The 21,402-nt window shown below is 42.2% G+C and carries 20 protein-coding genes; 16 read left to right on the forward strand and 4 right to left on the reverse strand.

Going from position 1 to position 21,402, the window contains the following annotated elements; all coding sequences use genetic code 11:
- Positions 1-22: 22 nt before the first annotated feature.
- Positions 23-1,744, forward strand: coding sequence for a phospho-sugar mutase (locus tag DVB69_RS06180; protein ID WP_116018007.1), 1,722 nt, complete (start codon positions 23-25; stop codon positions 1,742-1,744).
- Between the two features lie 308 nt (positions 1,745-2,052).
- A complete protein-coding gene (locus tag DVB69_RS06185; RefSeq protein ID WP_116017656.1) occupies positions 2,053-4,569 on the forward strand; it encodes an S-layer homology domain-containing protein in 2,517 nt (838 codons plus the stop codon).
- A gap of 66 nt (positions 4,570-4,635) precedes the next feature.
- On the opposite strand, the gene DVB69_RS06190 is transcribed toward DVB69_RS06185, so the two are convergent.
- On the reverse strand, positions 4,636-5,124 hold the full coding sequence (locus DVB69_RS06190; protein WP_116017658.1) for a YflT domain-containing protein: 489 nt from the start codon (positions 5,122-5,124) through the stop codon (positions 4,636-4,638).
- Positions 5,125-5,324: 200 nt separating this feature from the next.
- On the opposite strand from DVB69_RS06190, the gene DVB69_RS06195 reads away from it, so the two are divergent.
- The 3 genes from DVB69_RS06195 to DVB69_RS06205 are packed head-to-tail and all read left to right on the forward strand — an operon-like array spanning position 5,325 to position 8,305.
- Entirely contained in the window at positions 5,325-5,786 is a 462-nt protein-coding gene (locus tag DVB69_RS06195) for a MarR family winged helix-turn-helix transcriptional regulator (RefSeq protein ID WP_116017660.1), read from the forward strand.
- Positions 5,783-6,430, forward strand: coding sequence for an HlyD family secretion protein (locus DVB69_RS06200; RefSeq protein WP_116017662.1), 648 nt, complete (start codon positions 5,783-5,785; stop codon positions 6,428-6,430). The genes DVB69_RS06195 and DVB69_RS06200 overlap by 4 nt, the downstream gene beginning before the upstream one ends.
- 15 nt (positions 6,431-6,445) lie before the next feature.
- Positions 6,446-8,305 carry a DHA2 family efflux MFS transporter permease subunit gene (locus DVB69_RS06205; RefSeq protein WP_116017664.1) on the forward strand — a complete coding sequence of 620 codons (1,860 nt, stop codon included), beginning with the start codon at positions 6,446-6,448 and terminating at the stop codon, positions 8,303-8,305.
- Between the two features lie 54 nt (positions 8,306-8,359).
- On the opposite strand, the gene DVB69_RS06210 is transcribed toward DVB69_RS06205, so the two are convergent.
- The 3 genes from DVB69_RS06210 to DVB69_RS06220 form a co-directional block, all read right to left on the reverse strand.
- On the reverse strand, positions 8,360-8,584 hold the full coding sequence (locus DVB69_RS06210) for a hypothetical protein (RefSeq protein ID WP_116017666.1): 225 nt from the start codon (positions 8,582-8,584) through the stop codon (positions 8,360-8,362).
- A gap of 70 nt (positions 8,585-8,654) precedes the next feature.
- The gene (locus DVB69_RS06215) at positions 8,655-9,146 is read right to left on the reverse strand and encodes a VanZ family protein (protein ID WP_116017668.1); all 492 of its coding nucleotides are present in this window, start codon (positions 9,144-9,146) and stop codon (positions 8,655-8,657) included.
- A 603-nt stretch (positions 9,147-9,749) separates the two neighbouring features.
- Entirely contained in the window at positions 9,750-10,148 is a 399-nt protein-coding gene (locus DVB69_RS06220) for a helix-turn-helix domain-containing protein (protein ID WP_158541041.1), read from the reverse strand.
- A 309-nt stretch (positions 10,149-10,457) separates the two neighbouring features.
- On the opposite strand from DVB69_RS06220, the gene DVB69_RS17930 reads away from it, so the two are divergent.
- From DVB69_RS17930 to rfbA, 11 genes are all read left to right on the forward strand, one after another.
- Positions 10,458-10,688 (forward strand): helix-turn-helix transcriptional regulator, encoded by a 231-nt coding sequence (locus DVB69_RS17930; RefSeq protein ID WP_116017672.1) that lies wholly within the window; start codon positions 10,458-10,460, stop codon positions 10,686-10,688.
- Positions 10,689-10,721: 33 nt separating this feature from the next.
- A complete protein-coding gene (locus DVB69_RS06230; RefSeq protein ID WP_116017674.1) occupies positions 10,722-11,000 on the forward strand; it encodes a hypothetical protein in 279 nt (92 codons plus the stop codon).
- A gap of 63 nt (positions 11,001-11,063) precedes the next feature.
- Positions 11,064-11,699 (forward strand): CpsB/CapC family capsule biosynthesis tyrosine phosphatase, encoded by a 636-nt coding sequence (locus DVB69_RS06235; protein WP_116017676.1) that lies wholly within the window; start codon positions 11,064-11,066, stop codon positions 11,697-11,699.
- 88 nt (positions 11,700-11,787) lie between these two features.
- Positions 11,788-12,720 (forward strand): NAD-dependent epimerase/dehydratase family protein, encoded by a 933-nt coding sequence (locus tag DVB69_RS06240; RefSeq protein ID WP_116017678.1) that lies wholly within the window; start codon positions 11,788-11,790, stop codon positions 12,718-12,720.
- A gap of 433 nt (positions 12,721-13,153) precedes the next feature.
- Complete coding sequence (locus tag DVB69_RS06245) at positions 13,154-14,131, forward strand: glycosyltransferase family 2 protein (protein WP_116017680.1); 978 nt, start codon at positions 13,154-13,156, stop codon at positions 14,129-14,131.
- Positions 14,132-14,141: 10 nt separating this feature from the next.
- A complete protein-coding gene (locus tag DVB69_RS06250) occupies positions 14,142-15,638 on the forward strand; it encodes a lipopolysaccharide biosynthesis protein (protein WP_116017682.1) in 1,497 nt (498 codons plus the stop codon).
- A gap of 96 nt (positions 15,639-15,734) precedes the next feature.
- On the forward strand, positions 15,735-16,946 hold the full coding sequence (locus DVB69_RS06255) for an ATP-grasp domain-containing protein (RefSeq protein WP_233505337.1): 1,212 nt from the start codon (positions 15,735-15,737) through the stop codon (positions 16,944-16,946).
- A 35-nt stretch (positions 16,947-16,981) separates the two neighbouring features.
- The gene (locus tag DVB69_RS06260; RefSeq protein ID WP_116017684.1) at positions 16,982-18,250 is read left to right on the forward strand and encodes a type III PLP-dependent enzyme domain-containing protein; all 1,269 of its coding nucleotides are present in this window, start codon (positions 16,982-16,984) and stop codon (positions 18,248-18,250) included.
- Positions 18,251-18,474: 224 nt separating this feature from the next.
- Positions 18,475-19,317, forward strand: a complete 843-nt coding sequence (locus DVB69_RS06265; protein ID WP_158541042.1) for a lipid II:glycine glycyltransferase FemX — start codon at positions 18,475-18,477, stop codon at positions 19,315-19,317.
- 44 nt (positions 19,318-19,361) lie between these two features.
- Positions 19,362-20,510, forward strand: coding sequence for a DegT/DnrJ/EryC1/StrS family aminotransferase (locus DVB69_RS06270; RefSeq protein WP_116017688.1), 1,149 nt, complete (start codon positions 19,362-19,364; stop codon positions 20,508-20,510).
- Positions 20,507-21,397, forward strand: a complete 891-nt coding sequence (gene rfbA / locus DVB69_RS06275; RefSeq protein ID WP_116017690.1) for a glucose-1-phosphate thymidylyltransferase RfbA — start codon at positions 20,507-20,509, stop codon at positions 21,395-21,397. Before DVB69_RS06270 ends, rfbA begins: the two co-directional genes overlap by 4 nt.
- The last annotated feature ends 5 nt before the right edge of the window (positions 21,398-21,402 follow it).

Raw genomic sequence — 21,402 nt, forward strand, 5'->3', positions numbered from 1 at the left:
AGATTTGGGGGAGCGAGATATGATGAAAGTGATGGATTTGTATAAGAAATGGAAGGCATATGAGTCCCTTCCCGAACCACTTCACAATGAATTGGAAGCGGTTGCGGGTGATGAGAAGGAGATTGCTGAACGGTTTTATCGGTGGTTGGAGTTCGGAACTGGCGGGATGAGGGGGCTTCTCGGAGCTGGTACAAATCGGATGAACCGATATACGATTCGTAGAGTGGCTGAAGGGCTAGCACGTATGATTGAAGACCATGGTCCGGGTGCGAAGCAACGTGGTGTGGCGATTGCGTACGACACTCGTTACCAGTCTAGAGAGTTTGCTATGGAGACCGCGAGCGTTCTTGGTGCTCACGATATTCGTGCATTTGTGTTTAGTGAACCACGTCCAACACCTGAACTGTCATTTGCGGTCCGTGAACTGGATACATTCAGTGGGGTGGTGATTACGGCGAGTCATAATACGAAAGAATATAATGGATTCAAAGTGTATGGAGAAGATGGTGGACAACTGCCACCGGAGAAAGTATCTACGATTGTGCATCATATGGAAGCAATCCAAGATATTTTTTCCATTGAGGCACTTCCAGAAAAGCAACTGAGAAAGAACGAATTGCTTACGATGCTTACAGAAGGTATGGATGAAATCTACCAAAGGAACTTGCAAACACTGAAGTTGGGTGATTTCCCGCGAGATGAAGTGAAAATTGTTTACACGCCTATTCACGGAACAGGCAATGTCCCAGTTCAGCAAGCATTGAAAAACTACGGATATACGAATGTCACAGTAGTTCCTGAACAGGAGCAGCCGGATCCCGCATTTTCAACAGTCCAATATCCGAACCCTGAAGAGGAAGAATCTTTCCGCCTTGCCATACAGTTAGGTGCGAAACTTGATGCGGATTTACTGCTCGCAACGGACCCCGATGCAGATCGTTTAGGTGCAGCAATTGCGCTGCCAACGAGTGGGTATGATCTGCTAACAGGCAACCAACTAGGTGCGCTGTTGCTAAATTACTTACTGGAACAACGAAAAAGGTCAGGAACGTTGCCAGACAAAGGGGTTTTACTAAAAACGATTGTTACTTCAGAAATGGGACGCGCGATTGCGTCCGAGTATGGCGTTGAAACAGTGGATACGCTAACTGGTTTTAAATACATTGCAGAGAAGATAGAGGAATACAACAAAACTCATGAATACGAGTTTTTGTTCGGGTACGAAGAAAGCTACGGGTACTTAATCGGAGATTTTGTGAGGGATAAAGATGCGGTTCAAGCTGCGCTTCTTACTGCGGAGGCGGCAGCATATTACAAAAGCCAGGGCAGTTCACTGCACGCAGAACTCCAAAAGCTTTACAAGAAAGTCGGTTATTATAGAGAATCACTTCAGTCCATTACAATTCAAGGGAAAGAGGGAGCAGAAAAGATTGATCAGCTACTGGCATCATTTCGAGAGAATCCCCCAACTGAACTTGCAGGAATGAAAGTGACAACAATTGAAGACTATGAAACAGGTACGATTCATTCTATGAATGGAACAAATCAGAAAACGACCCTTCCCCAATCCAATGTTTTGAAATTTCGACTAGAGGACAGATCGTGGTGCTGCGTCCGTCCTTCAGGAACAGAACCAAAATGCAAATTCTATTTCGGTGTTCGTGGTAATAGCGGAATGGATGCCGTCAACAAATGTGATGCACTCGAACAGTCCATTATGACAATTGTCCAGCGTTTACTATAAATGAAGAGGGATTGCATGTAATACTCAATCCCTTTATTTATGTGTGAAAAAGATATCCAAAGAAAGCCTTACTGTAAGCCTATCGAACTTTTTAACCAACTAATCTATGCAAATTAGTTTCTATTTTAATGAGATTACTATATAGTAATCTACGAAACAATTTTGTGAAAAAAGTAATGTTCTTGGAATAATTAAGTACTAACTGTAATGTTTACCACTACTATTCTTAAGGGTATTAATATACAATAGAGTCCTATTCTATTTCTATGAATAGCGTCCAATTTTCAGTTTGAGAGGAAGATTTATTAATGAAAAAGTCTAATAATTACTCTAAATTCGTTGCTACGGCAGCTACAGCTACACTCGTTGCGACTGCAGTCGTACCAGCAGCATCTGCACAAGAAATGAAATTTACTGACGTCGGCGATCGTTACGTAGACGCTGTAAACTACTTAGTAGAAAACAATATTACACAAGGTCTTACTGAAACTAAATTCGGTACACAATCAAATATTAAACGTGTAGACGTTGCAGTGCTAATTGCTAAAGCAACTCTAACTGAAGATGAAATCAATAACGCACCTGCTTCAACTTTCGGAGATGTACCAGCACGCGCAACTAAATATGTAAGTGCGTTAAAAGCAAAAGGCATCATCAATGGTAAAACAGCTACATCATTCGGTTCTGATCTTTCAATTACACGCGGTGAAGCAGCAATCATGCTATCAAAAGCTTACGAGATTGAAGGCGACACAGCGAACGTGAAGTTCGGTGATGTAGGTACTCGTTATAAAGACGCAGTAGCAGCACTTGTCGACAACGAAATCACAACAGGTAAGACAGATTCTAGTTTTGGAACTGATCTCTCTATTACACGTGGTGAGCTAGCAATCTTTTTACAAAAACTAGAAACGCTTCATGCGACTCCAGCTCCTGAAAACAAAGTAGAAAGTGTAGAAGCTATCAGTGGTACACAAGTTCAAGTGAAATTCACTGACGCTGTTAATCCTGCTAGTTTGTTCAAAGACGGTAAGATGGGTGAGTTCAAAAAAGACGTATTCACGATGTCTCCAGTAGGAAGCTCAGAAGCTGCAGGTACGGTTTCTGGAATGATTTCTAAGGACGGCAAAACATTGACAATTACAACTACAAATGTTGTAAAAGGTGACTACACAGTCGTTATCAATCAATTAATTTCTAAGGAAGACAAAGCGATTGAGAAGTTCTCTAAAGTGGTAACAATTGCTGCAGATACAACTGCACCAAAGGTTCTTACAACTGAAAAAGTGAACTCTACTCAATACGTTGTTAAGTTCTCAGAACCGATGCAAACACTAGGAACAATTACTTACAAAGATGAAAACGGCAAAACAATCGAAGCATTAGAAAACTCTTTTGAAAAAGGTGACTCGCAAGTTCTATTCACACTTCCAGCTGATTTGGCTGCAGGCAAATCAATCACTGCACAAGTTGTCGCAGCAAAAGACATGTCAGGTAACTTGGTAGCACCGAACCCAACAGATATCACATTCACAAAAGGACAGCCGGACGGAGTAGCACCTACTGTGAAGTCGATTGAGCAGCTGGATGCGAATAAATTTACAGTCACGTTCTCTGAAGAACTAGTCGGAAATCCGACAGTAACAGTTGGCGGAGTGTCAACTACAGTTGAAAAAGATGCAACGAACCCACTTCAATACGTGGTCACGGCTTCAGGCAATCTAACAACTGCACAAACTGTAGTCGTTAAAGATTTCACTGACTTGAGTGGTGAAAACGGAGCATCTTACTCGAAAGTTGTCACGTTTACAGAAGATGCAGAAGCACCAGTAGTGACAGCTACTAATATCGTAGCCGATTCAGAAAACTTGCAGCAGTACGTAGAGTTCACTTTCAATAAAGATGTGAATCTTGACGAAGCAAAAGTTTCTGCAACTGGTAAATATGTGAAAAATTATGTTACAACATCTGGTTTAACACTCCCAGCAACAGCTGTTGATTACAAAGAAGCTGGAAACAAAAAAGTGGTTCGAGTAGCAATGAAAGACTTGGTGAAAGGTAATGATGTGGAAGGCGCTGCGTATGAGTTGCTCTACACGTTATCAGGCGTCAAGACCCTATCAAACGTTGAATTGAAAGAAAAGACAGGTCAATTAAAATTCACGCGTGTTGCTGACGGCACGAAAGAAAACACAAAAGTAGTAGCTGTTAAAACAGCAGAGAAAGATGCAGAAGATAACAATAAAGTAATTGTTACATTTGACCAAGCGGTTGAAGGGGCTACTGCAACGAACAAAGAAAATTACACAATCAATGGAGCTACCATTGAGAATGTAACACTACTTCCTGTTGCAAAAAACAAAACACAGCAAGCAGTCTTAAATTTGACTCCAGGCTCAAGCACATTCAATGGGGAACGCGCAATGACAATCACGAACATCAAAGCGCTCGGTTCCACTAAGACTATGGAATCATGGAACAGCACAATCACGTTGAACGAAAACGTTGCTCCAACAGTTACAACTGCTATATTGACAGGCACTAAAGAAATTACATTGACATTCTCTGAAGCTGTAACAAGTGGAGATGAGTTTGATTTTGAAATCCTAGTTGACGGTAAGTCTATGACAACAGCACTAAACGTGAATGCTGCAGTCAAGGAAGGCACAAAAGAAGCTGTCATCACACTTGGTAAGAAAGATGCTGCGTTTACAACTGACCAAATCAACAAAGGCATCACATTGAAGCCAGTTGATACTATGGATATCAAAGACGTAAACGGCAACATGCTTTCTGTACCAGCAAATATCACAGTTACAAAATAAGATGAATTCAAAAAGGCTTCCCCTCAGAGGGGAAGCCTTTTTGAATCTCTAAATTTAAGCTGAGGGTCAATACTTATGATGAATTTCGTCTCCATCCGCAACCCACTCATCATCATGGATTTCCCGTTTTAACATTTCATTACTCTCAAGAACATTGTAACCACCCAGGTCCTTCTTCTCTGTCACTGCAGAAGTCAAATCCCCTTTATCGTGACTAGATGCATCCCAGAAATCACCTTTGTCTACATATAATAAGAAAGCACCGTTTTCAACAGCCGCTAAATAGCGATCTGTCTCATCTTGCGTCAAATCCATCTCAGTCAATGCTTTTCTAGCGGGGTGTTCATCGGACAGAAATGCCGTAAATCGATCCCACCACGAAGCATCGACATCTTGTATTTCAGCGTCTGTTCTGCCGCGTACAATCGAAACGTCATCTTTGTCCTTCGTCACGACATACATATTGTCTTCTGCAATCCCATTTTTGTGCAGTTCATGGATCTTAGCCAACAATTCGGTTTCACTATGGAAAACTCCAGCAAATTCTCGATTCATCTTCTATTTCCTCCATTCAAAGTAGGTTTTGGACTATGAAGCTTTGTTTATGGATACCCCTTCCACCTAACCTGAAACAAATCATTTCGTATGCGAAACAAATAGCTTGTTATCCGCAAGAAATCCTTGTAAGATATTTCGAGTACGAAACATTACCATGCGAAATGAAAACAATCAAAAGATAAAGGAAGGAGACGATCATGAAAAATGCATACAGTAGTCCAATTTTGAATTCATTTTCATCCATCAACCAAGCGCTTTTCCAACTGTCAAAAGAGGACGCAGAGCGAAATGGACTTACCGTACCACAACTGAAGGCACTCTATCGTGTTTCGTCCAAGCCAGACCAGGGACTGGTTGAACTTGCAGAATCATTAAAACTGACGAATAGTACGGTGAGCGGCATCGTCGATCGTCTCGTTAAAAACGGACTTCTCAAACGGCACCATCAGGAAGGTGACCGCAGAGCGGTTGTCATCAACCTGACAGAGGAGGGAGAACGTAAACTTGAAGACATTATTCAGCACGGCTCCCATCTTGTTGACAAACTAGCTGAAATCGAACAGCTGCCAAAGGAAGAGTTAGAGCAACTATTCCACCTGCATTCTCGAATTTTAAATCTATTAACATCACAGTCATCAACAGGAGGAATGGAACAATGAATATGAAGAAAATGTTATTGCTTAACATCGTCTTACTTGTCGTGCTCGTCGGAGGCGGCTTTGCAGGGTACTATTTCTACAACAAATCCGTCACGTATTTATCTACAGATAACGCACAAGTCGCCGGGCAGCAAGTGCACGTCGCATCGCCTGCAAGCGGTAAACTGACAGAATGGAACGGTAAAACAGGCCAAACATATAAAAAAGGCGACAAAATAGGCACAGTAGATGCTACAACAGAACAAGGTCAAACTAAACTACCAATCACTGCACCTGCGGATGGCACCATTGTCCAGTCAACAGCAGTTGAAAACACAATGGTTGGGGCGGGCACACCGCTTGCAATTAGCTATGATATGAAAAATTTATGGATTACGGCAAATATTGAAGAAACTGAAATCGATAACGTGAAGCCAGGCCAGGAAGTTGATATTTATGTTGACGCATACCCAGATATGAAACTATCAGGTGAAGTGCAGGAAGTAGGTCTTGCAACTGCGGGTACGTTCTCGCTGCTACCTTCAACGAATGCATCCGGTAACTATACGAAAGAAACACAAGTTATCCCAGTTCGTATTTCAATTGATGATTATGCAGAAAAACTGATCCCAGGCATTAACGTAACCGTTCGAATCCATAAGTAAGGGTGGGGAAAACGAATGACACTATATCTCATCGGGTATCTTGTGATAGCGGTCATTCTGATTGTCACCGTCAACTATATGGTGCGGAACGCTGACAAAAAGAAGATGGACCAATCACAACAGCCCGCAGCACGTGATGCAGAAAGACAGTCGGAACTTGAGTCTTCATTCGTTGAAGAGGAACAGGAAAAGCTGGAAGAAGCGGAAGCTCTTTTAGATGAATCCGACCCTCAATCTGTCGTCACACAAGCAGTCGCTTCCAGCAATCCTCCGAAAACGGATCAGGCACTGGAAGATGAAACGCCGTTAGAACAAGCAGGTACAAAACCTGCAGTCGATCCATATCAATTTGAAGGAGGACGTGGCAAGATCATCGTGACAATGATGATCGGCGCATTCGTTGCCATTCTAAATCAAACACTATTGAATATCGCGATTCCTCACATCATGAACGACTTGAACGTCTCAGCAAGCACTGTCCAGTGGTTATCCACAGGATACATGCTAACGAACGGAATCTTCATCCCAATCACCGCATTCCTAATCGCACGGTTAGGAACAAGGAAGTTGTTCATCTCAGCAGTCACCGCATTTACAATAGGTTCAATTATCTGCGCATTGTCCACGACGTTCTCGATTCTTATGCTCGGACGTGTCGTACAGGCAGCAGGTGCAGGGGTCATGATGCCGCTCTTGATGACCGTGTTCTTGACGATCTATCCACCTGAAAAAAGAGGAGCAGCTATGGGGATGTTTGGCGTTGCGGTTTTGTTCGCACCAGCAATCGGACCCACTTTGTCTGGATGGCTCATCGGTCATTACGATTGGCACGTACTTTTTGACATCGTCATCCCGTTCGGAATTGCTGCACTTGTCATGGCGTACTTCTGGATGATCGATGTCACTGAGATTACGAAACCGAAGTTCGACACATGGGGATTCATCTTCTCAACAATCGGTCTTGGGTTCTTATTGTATGGATTCAGTGAAGCCGGAAACAATGGCTGGGACAGTGCGATCGTCTTGGTCACATTGGTCATCGGGGTGATCGGTATCATCGCGTTCATCACACACGAATTGACAACGGAGCAACCGATGCTCGAACTACGGGTATTCAAATATGATATCTTCGCACTGACAACAATTATCGGTTCCATCATCAACATGGCGATGTTCGCGGCGATGTTGTTGTTACCGATCTATCTACAGAACATCCGTGGATTCTCGGCGCTCGATTCCGGTTTGCTCATGCTACCAGGGGCGATTGTAATGGCCATCATGCTACCAATCTCAGGTAAGTTGTTCGATAAATACGGCGCACGCTGGTTAGCTGTGTTCGGACTTGCAATCACAGTCCTTACAACATGGGGCTTTACGACACTTAATATGTCGACCTCATACGGTTTCATCATGGTGTTGTATGTATTGCGCATGTTTGGCATGTCGTTCTTGTCGATGACAGTGACAACGGAAGGGATGAACCAGTTGCCAACGCGTCTTGCGGGACATGGAACTGCTGCATCTAACACCGCGAGAACAGTCGCAGGCAGTATCGGTACCGCATTCCTGATCACGGTCATGACAACACGTAGTGCATTCCATTCCGGGACGTATTCAAACGTGTTAACGACTTCGAACGGATATTTAACATCGAAGCTTTCAGAACTTGGCACAGGTATTTCGTCGATGGCGGGATTGCCAGTAGAACAAGGTCAGGGTCTAGCAACGTCACTCCTTTACGAGGAAGCGATGAAACGGGCAACCGTGAACGGCATTAATGATGCCTTCATCGTTGCGACAGGAATCGCACTCGTTGCATTCATCCTAGCGTTCTTCATCAAACGGGCACGCCCTTCTGATGCGAAAGAAAAATAAGTATATAAAAATGGACACTCGCTATTATAAGGAGTGTCCATTTTTAGTATGCAATCATAGTTCTTCCGTGTGATCATTGCGATGGTACTCAGAGAACTGGATGACACGCACGTTCGCTGTGTTAAGTTCATGATAGATTTCACGACGATCCCAAAATGAAATGGTGCGATCCCGTTCGCTTGCGAGTAACGCGATGACTTCGTCTGCAGTTTCAAAGTGGACAAATCGTCGAATGTAATGCTCTTCATCAAAGAAATAGGTAATTTTAAATTCCTTCATAGTTCATCATCCCTTCAATTTTTTAAAATGAAAACGGACAGGCGCAATAGATGCAGACTGTCCGTTTCGTTCAGCCCATAGTCCGCGATTTGCGTGATTTAGAACGGAAAAACACGAAAAGTTGAATGATGATTAAGAAAACGAGCGCACCTGACATGTCGAGACGTACATCTAGCCAGGTTGCGGTACGTCCGCCTGTCAACGATTGGTGGAATTCATCGGCTGAGGCTGCGAGAAATGTTAAAAAGGCAGCGATGATAAAGCGTAATCGAGTTTTGGGCAATAGCCAGAAGAATACTACAGCAAGTGCTCCGAACGTGAAGAAGTGTGCACTTTTTCTAAGGAGAAATTCTAGAAAGTAGTAATAGCCACGTTCTTCCACTGAAATAGTTTCCCCCCAGTATGGAATGTGCAGTTTGGATAGCGGTTGTTTGAGCGGCTCGTTAGGCAGCAGTTGTTGTAGTTTGGGAACAATCGTTTGTTGTTCGTACGTCTGACTGGAGGAGATGAAGAGCCCGGCGATAATGCCAATGAGTAGTACAACGACGACTAGTTTTTTCATGGTGCGAGTATAACATATTTTTGGCAATCTTGCTGAGAGGAGATGAGATCTGCCGCTTAATACGGGGGATGTTGTGCGACCACTTGGTGCTGTAAATCGCTTTCGCATAGGGTAAGGAAGTGCGTCTTGTCTCTATATTTCGACAACCACTGCAGCCGCCTGTGCTAGTGGCCTCATATCAAAAGTGGTGCTCAAGCAAGAGGAAAAGTGATCAAGCACAAGGAGAATCCGCTCAAGCAAGAGGAAACGTGATCAAGTACAAGGGAAATCCGCTCAAGCAAGAAGAAAAGTGATCAAGTACAAGGAGAATCCGCTCAAGCAAGAAGAAAAGTGATCAAGCACAAGGGGAATCCGCTCATACAAGAGTGAAATTGAAGCAAACGCTAATAAATTCATAATTGTCTTGCAAAATTTATGTGGACCGAGTCTGATAGATTATCCAACCAAAATGTACGAGGAACTATTAGAAAAAGAGGAACAATCATCATTTTCGATGATTGTTCCTCTTTTTTAACAATTATTGCTAGTTATGTCCCAGCCTCTTTCTTCTTGCAACAGAATAGTGTCAGGACTGTCTGTTTGATGCTCGGTGTGAAGGTGCCTCTAACGGGGATTTTTCATATCGGACATAGTTTGCAAAAAAGAAATAAGCGCTATTTTATCGGCTATTTTCAATCGGTTTCCTTGGAAGGTCACTTCGATATTCAAGATGTCTTCCAACTCGAACGACTCAGTAGAAGCGTGCTGTGCATAGCTTGTGATTTGAGGGTCATTAACAATTTCAGATTGTTCGGGAAGAAACCCTGCTAGCTTCAACAGTTCATTTACATCGGTATCTAAAGGTTTTGCGAGTAAATAAATGGATTCCCTTGAAGGATTGTAACGTCCCTTTTCCAGAGATCCGATGAACGAGTAGCTTAAACTCGATTGGTCTGCTAATCCTCGTAGGGTTAAGTTCTTGCTTTTGCGTAATTTACGTATCTGTTCTCCGAAACTGATCACTAAGTTATCACTTCCTTCCAGGATTATTTGAATTAACCAGAAATTGATTTGTGCAAATTTAATTATACATGATTTCTATTAAATAAGATGGCAAAAAGCTCTGCATTTCTGTTGAAGTGTTTTCAACTTACTGGACTTGTGCCCATTTCCGGTTTTTAAAAACCTTTTCTCGTTAAAGTAAGTTATCTAAAGTCTTGGGAATGAAAAAGCATTTCAAGAAGTTTTTTAATCTGTGTTGACAGAAAAAACAAATAGGTCTATTATGTGTTGTAATACGAAACATTTTTTTAAGAGGGGAGATACTGTTAAGTGCTAGCCAATAATATAAAGACGTATCGTAAATCAAAAGGCATCACACAGGAAGAGATGGCAAGGGATATAGAGATTAGTAGGTCTGCCCTCTCCAGAATTGAGACAGGTTCCTATTCTCCAAGTGCCAAGACAATGGGGAAGATATCCAACTACTTTAAAGTTCCCATAGGGGAAATTTTTTTTAACCCCGATGTTTTGTATAACAACACAAATAGCCATTTTGAATAAGTACTATAAATTTTCAAATGAGGTGAAACAGTATTGACTCATGAAAAGAACAAAATTACGGAAGAATATAAACGTCAGAAAATTTTTCCGAATAAAATCGGAAGATCCACGAAATCGCTGACGCCTGAGTACAGGAAAGATGATGCTACCTACCACCCAAGGAAAGCGCAATATCCAGCCGCTTCAAAAGAGATTATTTTCCATGAAAGATTAGAACTGATCAACTTAAGGAAAGAAAATCATCGGATGAAAGAAGAAATTGAAATTTTAATGCAAACCATAATGATTATGGGGAGCAAGATGAATAAATAAGAGACTAGTTCAATTAGGCATCTTTTTCTAGAAACAATGACATTGAAAGGAGGGATGGCGAATTTGGTTACTAAACGGAAGGAGTGGGCCACTACTATTCGAGATATGGAAATATTCACGGAAGCAAAGGGTCAGGCAACTTTCAAAGTGAGGAAACAGTTGGTCATTGATGAAAAAGCGTCTCTTGAAAAACTAGGAGTCGTGGAATACAGCGATTTAGTGAAGCGTTTGGAAGAGAACTCACTTCCACTTGAAATCAGGGGTGAATATATACACATTCAGTTGCCTCAATACAGTGTCCCGGGTCACATTTCGCAGATCTTTTATGAAGTTCAGTTAAGAGGATATATCCCGATCATCGTAAATGCTGAACAGAATTCCGAGTTCAAAAGAAATCCGGATAAGTTGTACGACCTGGTGACAAAGGGGGCGCTTGTACAAATAGAAGAGGAAAGCCTTATTGGCGGAAATGGAAAAGGAACACGTAAATTGGCTGTGAAATTATGTCGGCATCGTTTAGTCCATGTCATTTCACCAGAAGCGGGCGTGTTAAAAGGCAAGCCTTACCTTTCCAAAAGCGTGCATGCATACTTGCAGAAAAAGGTAGCTTCGAAATTTCCAGATTACTTGAAAACTAATGCGAACCATATCTTGGAAAGTACGCCTTTCCATCCGGAAACACCGATAAGAATATGCTGAAGTCAATGAATCACCCTTTTCTGATGACACCCTGCAACGGTTAAAGATGTACCGCAATATTAAAAAGAAAGTCGAGGAGGTAATTGTTGTGAAAGTATTAGTTACGGGAGGCGCAGGGTTCATAGGTTCTCACGTTGTGGAAGAGTTATTGAATGACCAGCACGAAGTATTTGTCATAGATAACTGTGTGTCGGGAAATCCAGAAAATCTGCCTACAGGTACAAAGCTATTCCTGATGGATATTAACGATCCGAGAGTGGAATCCGTTTTTGAACAAGAGCGACCTGATTATGTCATCCACTTAGCAGCTCAAGCTTCTGTTGTCGTATCGATGAATGAGCCGTATAGGGATTTCTTTACGAATACTGCCGGCACCGTCAACATCCTTCAATTGTCGAATAAGTTTGCTGTGAAGAAGTTCTTATTTGCTTCGACAGCGGCTGTATATGGAGAACCCTCGTATCTGCCGATTGATGAAAACCATACTACCCATGCACCATCATTTTATGCTCTATCAAAGTACTCAGCAGAAAAGTATATACAGTATTATAGCAAGTTTAACGCGTTGGATAGCTGTATACTACGTTTTTCGAATGTCTATGGGCCGCGACAGAATGTAAATGGGGAAGCCGGAGTGATTTCCATATTCATTGATCGGTTATTAAAAGAACAGGAGATCAATATATATGGAGGCAGCCAGACAAGAGACTTCATATTTGTAAAAGATATTGCAAAAGCTTGTTGTGTGGCAGTAATGGGAGGTGCAAAAGGGATCTTTAATGTCAGTTCCAGCATAGAAACAGGAGTTGATGAGTTGTTTAATCTGATATCAGAAGTATCAGGCAAGCTTGGTGTGAAACCTGAGTATAAACCTGAAAGAGTAGGTGACATACAAAATAGTGTGTTGGATAACAGAAAGGCAATGAGGGAGCTTAACTGGTATCCGAGCTATTCGCTTTCGGATGGCTTGCAAGAAACCCTCCTGCATTTTTCTAGACTGGAGCATCAGCTGATTGTTTGATAGGTCGAGTGAAGATTCGGGATGAGTCACTTCTTTAAGTGAAAGAAGGAAGTAAACAAAGTAGGGTATATCGATCTGGATTACTTGAGCGGCAAGAAAAGCAGCTTCACTAATCAAAAGCGCTGGAAGGCATAGCACTCTCCCATTTTCAAGGAAGGGTGCACAATTTAGTGATCAAAGTGCTCGAAGTTTGTCCTTTTTTTTCGGTAATCTCATATATTTCTTTTAATTATCCTTCGTCCTAAGCAGCTATGTATTCGGTGTAAAGTCGTTTGATTAATCAGGTGTTGAATTGTACAAAGAAAATATGGATGACCTGCTTGGGCGGACTGGGAAAATCGATGAGAGAAAGACGGTGCCCAAAATGATTATGCATTAAAAAGAGAAACTTTCATAAGGGGGAAGTAAACAAGTAAGAGTTAGGAGTGAGAATGTGAATGTACTTGTAAGCATATCTTGCATTACGTATAACCATGAAGATTTTATTGCGGATGCGATAGAAGGGTTTTTGATGCAGAAAACAAACTTTGACTACGAAATCCTGATTGGTGAGGATTGCAGCACGGACCGCACCAGAGAGATTGTTGAAGCTTATATCGCTAAGTATCCGGATAGGATCAAACTGGTTACTTCAGAGAAAAATGTGGGGGCGGCAAAAAACGAAGAACGACTTTTCCGCTTGAGCCAAGGTAAATATATTGCTGAGTGTGAGGGTGACGATTATTGGACTGATCCTTATAAGTTACAAAAGCAAGTGGACTATTTAGAAGAGAATCCTGAGTGTACCATGTGTTTTCATGCAGCTGAAATTGTCCGAGCACCAAAGATTCCCACGGGGAGGAGGGTAGCACCATACGGAACGGACCGGATCAGCCCCATTCGGGATATTATACTCGGAGGTGGCGGATTTTGCCCGACTGCATCGTTGGTATATCCGAAAAATGCTGTGACAGAACCTCCCGAATTCCTCATGAATTCACATGTTGGCGATTATCCATTGCAATTGATCCTATCGAGTCAGGGGCATGCATATTATATAAATGAGTGTATGTCGGTTTATAGAACTGATGTGAAAAATTCCTGGACAAACCAATTTAACACAAGCACGAATATTAAAGAACGAATGATCGAGGTGAATAAAGGCGATATCCAAATCTTGATGGCGTTCAATTTATATACGGACTTCAAATTTAAGGACTGGGTGGAACAAGCGATCTATGAGAAGAAATATGCGATTGTAATCTCCAGCAGGTTGCCGAAAGACCCGGATGACCGACGATTTGAAGAATACTTGAAGAGTTTAAGTATAAAGAAAAGATTTAAATTGCTCGCTTATAATACATTTCCAAAATCCTATGGGATACTCGCTCGATATAAAAATTATTTCCTGACTAAAAAGTTACTCAGTTAGGGGCATCGAAATGCATGATTCTAAGGAATTAAAAAGTAAAACGATTTCAGGATTGATTTGGAGCGTAGCCGACGTACTAGTGAATCACGGCTTGCAGTTTGTCATACAATTGGTCCTTCTTAGGCTATTGTTGCCTGAACACTTCGGGATTATTGGGATGATCTTAATTGTCCTGGCCATTTCTAATTCGATTGTAGACAGCGGATTTTCGCAGGCGTTGATCCGGGACCAGCATACAAGTCAAACGGATTATTCTACCGTCTTCTATTTTAATCTCTTCATCGCCGTTTCGATATATGGCGTATTGTTCATGGCTTCCCCTGTAATTAGTTCGTTTTATGGTGAACCGCAACTGATTGCCATACTGCGGGTTCTATCACTCGTATTGATTGCCAATGCATTAGGAATTGTCCAAAGGGTCATGCTTGTCAAAAACGTCGATTTCAAAGTGCTTGCAAAGATCAACGCCGTAGCGTTCTCCATTTCAGGAGGTATAACGATTGCCCTTGCACTCTATGGGTTCGGAGTATGGAGCCTCGTTTTCAATACACTCGCGATGCAATCTATTCAGACCCTGATGCTTTGGTTGTTCAATAGATGGATGCCGTCACTTGTATTCAACAGACAATCTTTTAAGAAGTATTTGAAGTTCGGCTATAAATTGCTACTGTCAGGCTTGCTCCATACATTTTACAATAATCTTTTCTTTGTCATCATCGGCAGGATGCATACGACTGCGCAACTCGGATTCTACACAAACGCGGTGAAGCTCAGTGACACGGCTTCAGAGTTATTATCCACCACTGTGCAGCGGGTTTCGTATCCTGTACTTAGTAAAATCCAGGACGATGAGGAAGTTCTGCAATCAGGTTTTAGAAAAATTATAAAGCTCGCAGCATTCATCAACTTCCCTGTCATGGTAGGTTTGGCAGCCATTGCCACGCCTTTGTTCAATCTAGTGCTTGGAGAAAAGTGGATTCCGTCTGTACCCTACTTCCAGTTACTATGCTTGGCAGGCATGTTATATCCGTTGCATGCCTTGAACTTAAATATCCTCCAGGTCAAGGGCAGATCGGATCTGTTCCTGCTGATCGAAGTGATCAAATGTGGTGTATTGACTGTCCTGATTGGTCTGTCTCTAGCACTGCAACTAGGGATTATCGGTCTAGTCTGGGCAGTGGTCCTCAACTCCTATGCTTCTTTGTATATAAATACGTATTTTTCTGCAAGGGAAATCACTTACTCTGCAAAAAATCAGATGAAAGATATATTTCCAATGTATTTGATTTCAATTTGCATGGGAGTAGGAGTCCTTTTGATCGGTTTCTTTCTTCCAGATAGCGGCTTTATCCGGCTTGTCAGTCAAGTGAGCGCCGGTGTCGCTTTGTATATCCTCCTGAGTAGGTTGGCTGGTATTGCGGAGTTAAATATACTGGTTTTGCTCCTGCTCGACGTATTGAAAAGGTTTCGTCTCTTGGCATCCAGGAAGGTCAGGGTCGAACGATAGAAGTAAGCAGGTTTGTAAATTGGAATATAAAATTTACTGAGATGGAAGGCGATGTGTCTGAAGAAGATCATGTTTCTTGGAGGAGCTGCGCATCAAGTGCCTGCCCTGCAATATGCAAAATCACAAGGATACTATACGATACTTTGTGATTATCTGGAAGACAATATGGGGAAATTTTTTGCAGACAAGTTCTATTGTGTAAGCACAAGGGATCGGGAAGCCATTCTTACAATTGCGGAGCAAGTGTGCATAGACGGAATTATCGCTTACGCGTCAGATTCTGCCCTGGAGACTGCAGCTTATGTCTCGGAAAAAATGAGTTTGTCTTCCTATACTCCTGAGGTAGTTTCAATATTGTCGAACAAAAACTTATTCAGAGAATTTTTGAAAAATAACGGGTTCAATTATCCGAAATCCAAAAGTTTCACATCTGTAAGAGATGCGGTGAGAGGGCTCAGTGGTTTTAAGTTTCCGTTAATAGTGAAACCCGCGGATTCCGCAGGAAGCAGGGGAATTGCCTCTATAGATCACATAAGCGAACTTGGACCTGTTTTCGAAAAGGCACTCTCAGAGTCGGCAAAGAAAATAGTCATTGTCGAAGAATTTATCGAGACGACTACAGATTTCATGGTTGGCGGGGACATCATCATTATAAATGGGAAAATTGAATACTTCGGTATGTTGAATGGCCACCGTGATGTGAAAAAAAATCGGTGCATCCCGGTAGGCAACAGCTATCCGACATTTCTGGATGATGAAAAATCCAGGCAGGTTCAGCTTGAGATTCAAAAGGTCATCGATATACTGTCCATCCGAAACGGTGCCATGAATATAGATGTCATCTTCGGAAAAAACGACCAACCTTACATTATAGAAATAAACGCCAGGAATGGAGCAAACATGGTGTCGATGCTTCTGAAGAAAGCGACGAATGTCGATCTCGTTGGACTTTCTGTTGAAATGGCGCTGAATAATGCACCGAATGCTATCAATCAAACTGTGTCGGATACATGCTACGCAACGTACTATTTACGCTCATATGAAAAAGGGGTATTAGAGCGCATCAACTTCAATAGCAGGATAACAGAGAATATTATTAATATGCAAATGTATAAGAGCAGCGGGGATGAGATTGAACCATTTGACGGATTGGATAAGATTATCGGGATTCTTTTATTTAAATTCGAGAATCAAGAAGAACTAAAATATAAAATGGCTCATATGAATCACTATATTCAAGTTCAATTGGTCGGTCAACTACAAACTAGAGACGGCGAATCATCACTCTGTCCGTTACAGGTCATGTAATTATGTAGTGTTATTAACTAGGAGGGAATAATTAAATGGAAATTCTTCAGATTGAGAGAAAGTCCGTAAAGATGAAAATGTTGGAACGAAGATACGGAGACTTTTTCTTTATCTATAATGCAGATCAATTGGAAGAAAACTATAATGAAATGTTTTCGGCTTTCAAAAGCAGATACGATCGTTTCATTATTGGATATTCTTTTAAAACGAACTACCTGCCAGCCCTCGTGAAAAAGATGTCTGAGATGGGGGCGTATGCAGAAGTCGTTTCCAGGATGGAATTTGAACTGGCGGAGAAGTTATGCATCGATACTTCCAAAATCATTTTCAACGGTCCCTTAAAATCGTATGAAGACATTGCCAAGGCACTCGAAGGAAACAGTATTTTAAATTTAGACTCCTCTTATGAAATAGAATTAGTGAAAGAATATGCTAAAAAAAATAAGGACAAACACTATAAAGTGGGGATCCGGGTGAATTTCGATTTGACGATAGAGGGGGAGACTACCCTGCTCGATGGATATGAACGAAGCAGATTCGGATTTTTTGTAGAAAATGGCGATGCCGAAAAAGCAATAAATGAATTGACGTCCATCCAGAATGTTGATGTGGTCGGTCTGCACGGTCATTTCTCAACGAGCATAAGAAGCTTACCAGTTTATCAAAAGAACATTCAAGTCCTTTGTGATCTAGCAAAACAGTATGTGAAGGAAACTCTGGAGTATCTGGATGTTGGGGGAGGGTTTTATGGACGTGTGCCAAAAACGATGGAAATCCCCGACGCACCGACGTTTGATGACTATGCAGAAACAATCTGTACAGTCATCAATAGAGAAAAAGTACATTTTAAAAAAGAACCGTATTTGATTATAGAACCGGGTTTGGCATTAGTGGCAGACACGTTTAAGTTCTATTGTAAGGTGATTGATGTGAAACAGTTTAAAGACGAGTCCTTTGTCCTTGTGAAAGGTAGTGTCCAAAATATTAAACCCGCCATGCATAGCAGAAATCTGCCGCTAAATCATGTGAAAAGGAACGAGAAGGCTTACAAGAAAGGGAAATTTAATGTGGTCGGCTATACCTGCATGGAAAAGGATTATTTAGTAACAGACCAGGTCGGCGAAATTCCGAAGCCTCAAGACTATCTAGTCTTTAGCAACGTAGGCGCCTACACAATCGTTTTGGCTCCGGCCTTTATAAAAGAGAGACCTGCCATTATTGAGAAAAAAGGGGATTCATACAGCGTAGTCAGAAAGCGGGAGACGTTGACAGATTTCATAAATGATAATGTATATGTCTACTAAAAAAGAATGTATGGGGGAACTTTAAATTGAAATTTGAGGTGATTAAAAGTCAAGACCGGTGGGAGGAAGTCCTTGGAAAATTGAGCATGAATGATGTGTATTACACATTTGGATATTGTAATTCATGTGCAAAACTTCAAAACGGGGTAGCACTGTTGCTTTGCTATGAAAGTGAACTAGGATATGTAGTTTATCCCTTTGTCCGCAGGGAGATTCAGACAGCTTTGAATCTGAGAGTATACGACATCATTACGCCTTATGGGTACGGAGGTCCGTTGATAACAGGGGGAGCGGAAGTCTTGAAAGCTTTCCGAAAAGAGTTCCAGCTTTACTGCGAGCAAGAAAACATTATATCGGAAGTGATCACATTCCACCCCATCCTCGAAAACGCCTTGGCGATGGAAAGCTATTGTGATTTGCAGTTCATCCGTAAAACAACAGCAGTGGACTTAACGGATGATCTGGAGAGCATACGCGACAACTATAGCAGTATGAATAAGAGGAATATCAAAAAAGCGCATAAGAATGGGCTTGTATGTAAGGAAGTAGCGAAGACTCCTGAAAACATCGGCATTTTCATGGACATATACAATGAAACGATGAATCGGCAACAATCTACTTCGTTTTATTACTTTCCCGTCAGTGTAATTGAGCAGCAATTGCTGGATACGTCTTTTTCAAAATCCCGTATATTGTTCGTCACGTATGGGGAACAAGTGATAGCAACTACCATCCTATTAAACTCAGCTCATTTTGCACATTACCACCTCGGTGGTTCAGATGAAAAGTATCTGCATCTGAAACCTAATAATCTTATATTCGATTACATGATCGAACTATCCAAAAAAGAGGAGTGTACATTACTTCATCTCGGAGGGGGTTACGAGGAGGATGACGGTCTTTTTAAGTATAAGACCTCGTTCACAAATAATAATACGTTTGACTATTACTTGGGAAAAAACATTCTCAATCGTGAAACATACAAGCTGCTGGTGGATGAGAAGAAGCAAACGCAGACGCTGCTTTTCAGTGGAAGTTACTTTCCGCAGTACAGAAGTGTTCTATAGAAGAAAGTCGCATTAAAAGTAGAGGTAAAAGGGTGGGATGAATTATGGTGGAGTCTTTTGAGGAACCGATTTTTGTCACTAGGCCCTTACTTCCTGATATGCAAGACATTACACAAAAAATGACGGAGATCTGGGCAAGTCAGTGGGTTACGAATAATGGAAGGCAACAAAACGATTTGCAGGAAAAGTTACTGGATTATGTACAGGCGGAGAACCTTACTTTGTTCACGAATGGAACGATGGCCTTACTTTTGGGATTGAAGTCTCTAGGTTTGACGGGGGAGGTCATCACAACCCCCTTCACATTTCCTGCCACTGTCCAGGCACTTGATTGGAATGGTCTGACGCCCGTTTTCTGCGACATTGAACCGGAGACGCTTACGATCGATGTATCAAAAATCGAGGCGCTTATTACAGAAAAAACGAGTGCCATTCTCGGAGTCCATGTATTTGGAAACCCATGTAATGTCCAGGAAATACAAAGAATTGCAGACAAGTATGGGTTGAAAGTGATTTACGACGGCGCCCATGCATTCGGTTCCGAAATCGACAGCCAACCTGCAGGAAGTCACGGGGATATGACAATGTACAGCTTCCATGCGACGAAACTGTTCCACACGATTGAAGGGGGTGCCTTAGTCTTCAAGGATCCGCAGCTTGCACCTGTATTGGATCAGTTGAAGAACTTTGGTCTTGCCGGTAAAGAGGAAGTCGTGTTGTCAGGGTTAAATGCGAAAATGAATGAAATCCAGGCTGCAGTCGGGTTGGAGACATTGAAACTTCTTGACATCGAGCGGGAAAAGAGGCATCGAGTGAAACGGATATATGAGGAGCAATTAGCTGATGTGCCAGGAATCCGGGCAGTGACTCATTTGGAGGGCAAGGACAGTAGCTACCAGTATTTCGTAATCGAAGTCGATGAACACAAATTCGGACGGACAAGGGATTGGCTCCACGACCACTTAGAGCAACATAACGTCTTCTCAAGGAAATATTTCTATCCTCTGTGCAGCGACTTTCAATGGTACAAGACATTAAAATCTGTACAGCCGACAAATCTACCGCAAGCTCAAAAAACAGTTAAAGAGGTGTTAGCTATGCCATATTATGGTGAATTGGAAACAGCATCGGTCATTCAAATCTGCACACTCATTAAACGCTGTCATGTAGTTGCTGCTGGTGCGGCATTATGAAGGGGATCATATTAGCAGGAGGATCAGGCACGCGCCTCTTTCCTCTCACTAAGTCCATGTCTAAGCAGATGCTGCCGGTCTATGACAAGCCGATGATCTATTATCCACTCTCGGTTTTAATGTTGGCGGGGATCAAAGAGATATTGATTATCTCCACACATCGGGACATTGATCGATTCAGGGAATTGTTAGGGGACGGAACGAAGCTCGGTATTAACTTGCAGTATACGACCCAGGATGAGCCGAGGGGACTGGCGGAAGCCTTCATCATCGGGGAGGAATTTATAGGTGATTCCTCCGTATCACTGGTGTTGGGCGACAACTTATTCTATGGCTCGGATTTCGGGAACCGGGTACAGCAGGCTGCCCAACTAACTAAAGGGAGCACTATTCTCGGGTGTTATGTAAATGATCCAAGGGTGTATGGAGTGGTGGAAGTGGATGAGCAGATGAATGCGATCTCCATCGAAGAGAAACCAGAGAAACCGAAATCATCCTATGCTATCCCGGGCCTGTACTTTTTTGATAATGACGTGGTGGAAATCGCTAAGCATATAAAACCGTCACACCGGGGAGAAGTGGAGATCACATGCGTGCTGAATGAATATCTGAAAAAAGGTGAGTTGAATGTCGAACTGATGGGAAGAGGGCTTGCCTGGCTAGATACCGGGACGCATGAATCGTTACTGGAAGCCTCTAACTTTGTCGAAGCCATTCAAAAACGGCAAGGCCTGTATGTATCGTGCATAGAGGAGATCGCTTACCGAAGAGGCTATATTTCCAGGGAAGAGCTTTTTGCATTGGCGATGCCTTTGATGAAGACCGATTATGGAAGATATCTGGTGGATGTAGCCAATGCAGGAGAACGAACGACCGTCATCATTTAGGTAAG

It is taken from the genome of Sporosarcina sp. BI001-red, from assembly GCF_003384035.1.
Classification (GTDB): Bacteria; Bacillota; Bacilli; order Bacillales_A; family Planococcaceae; genus Sporosarcina.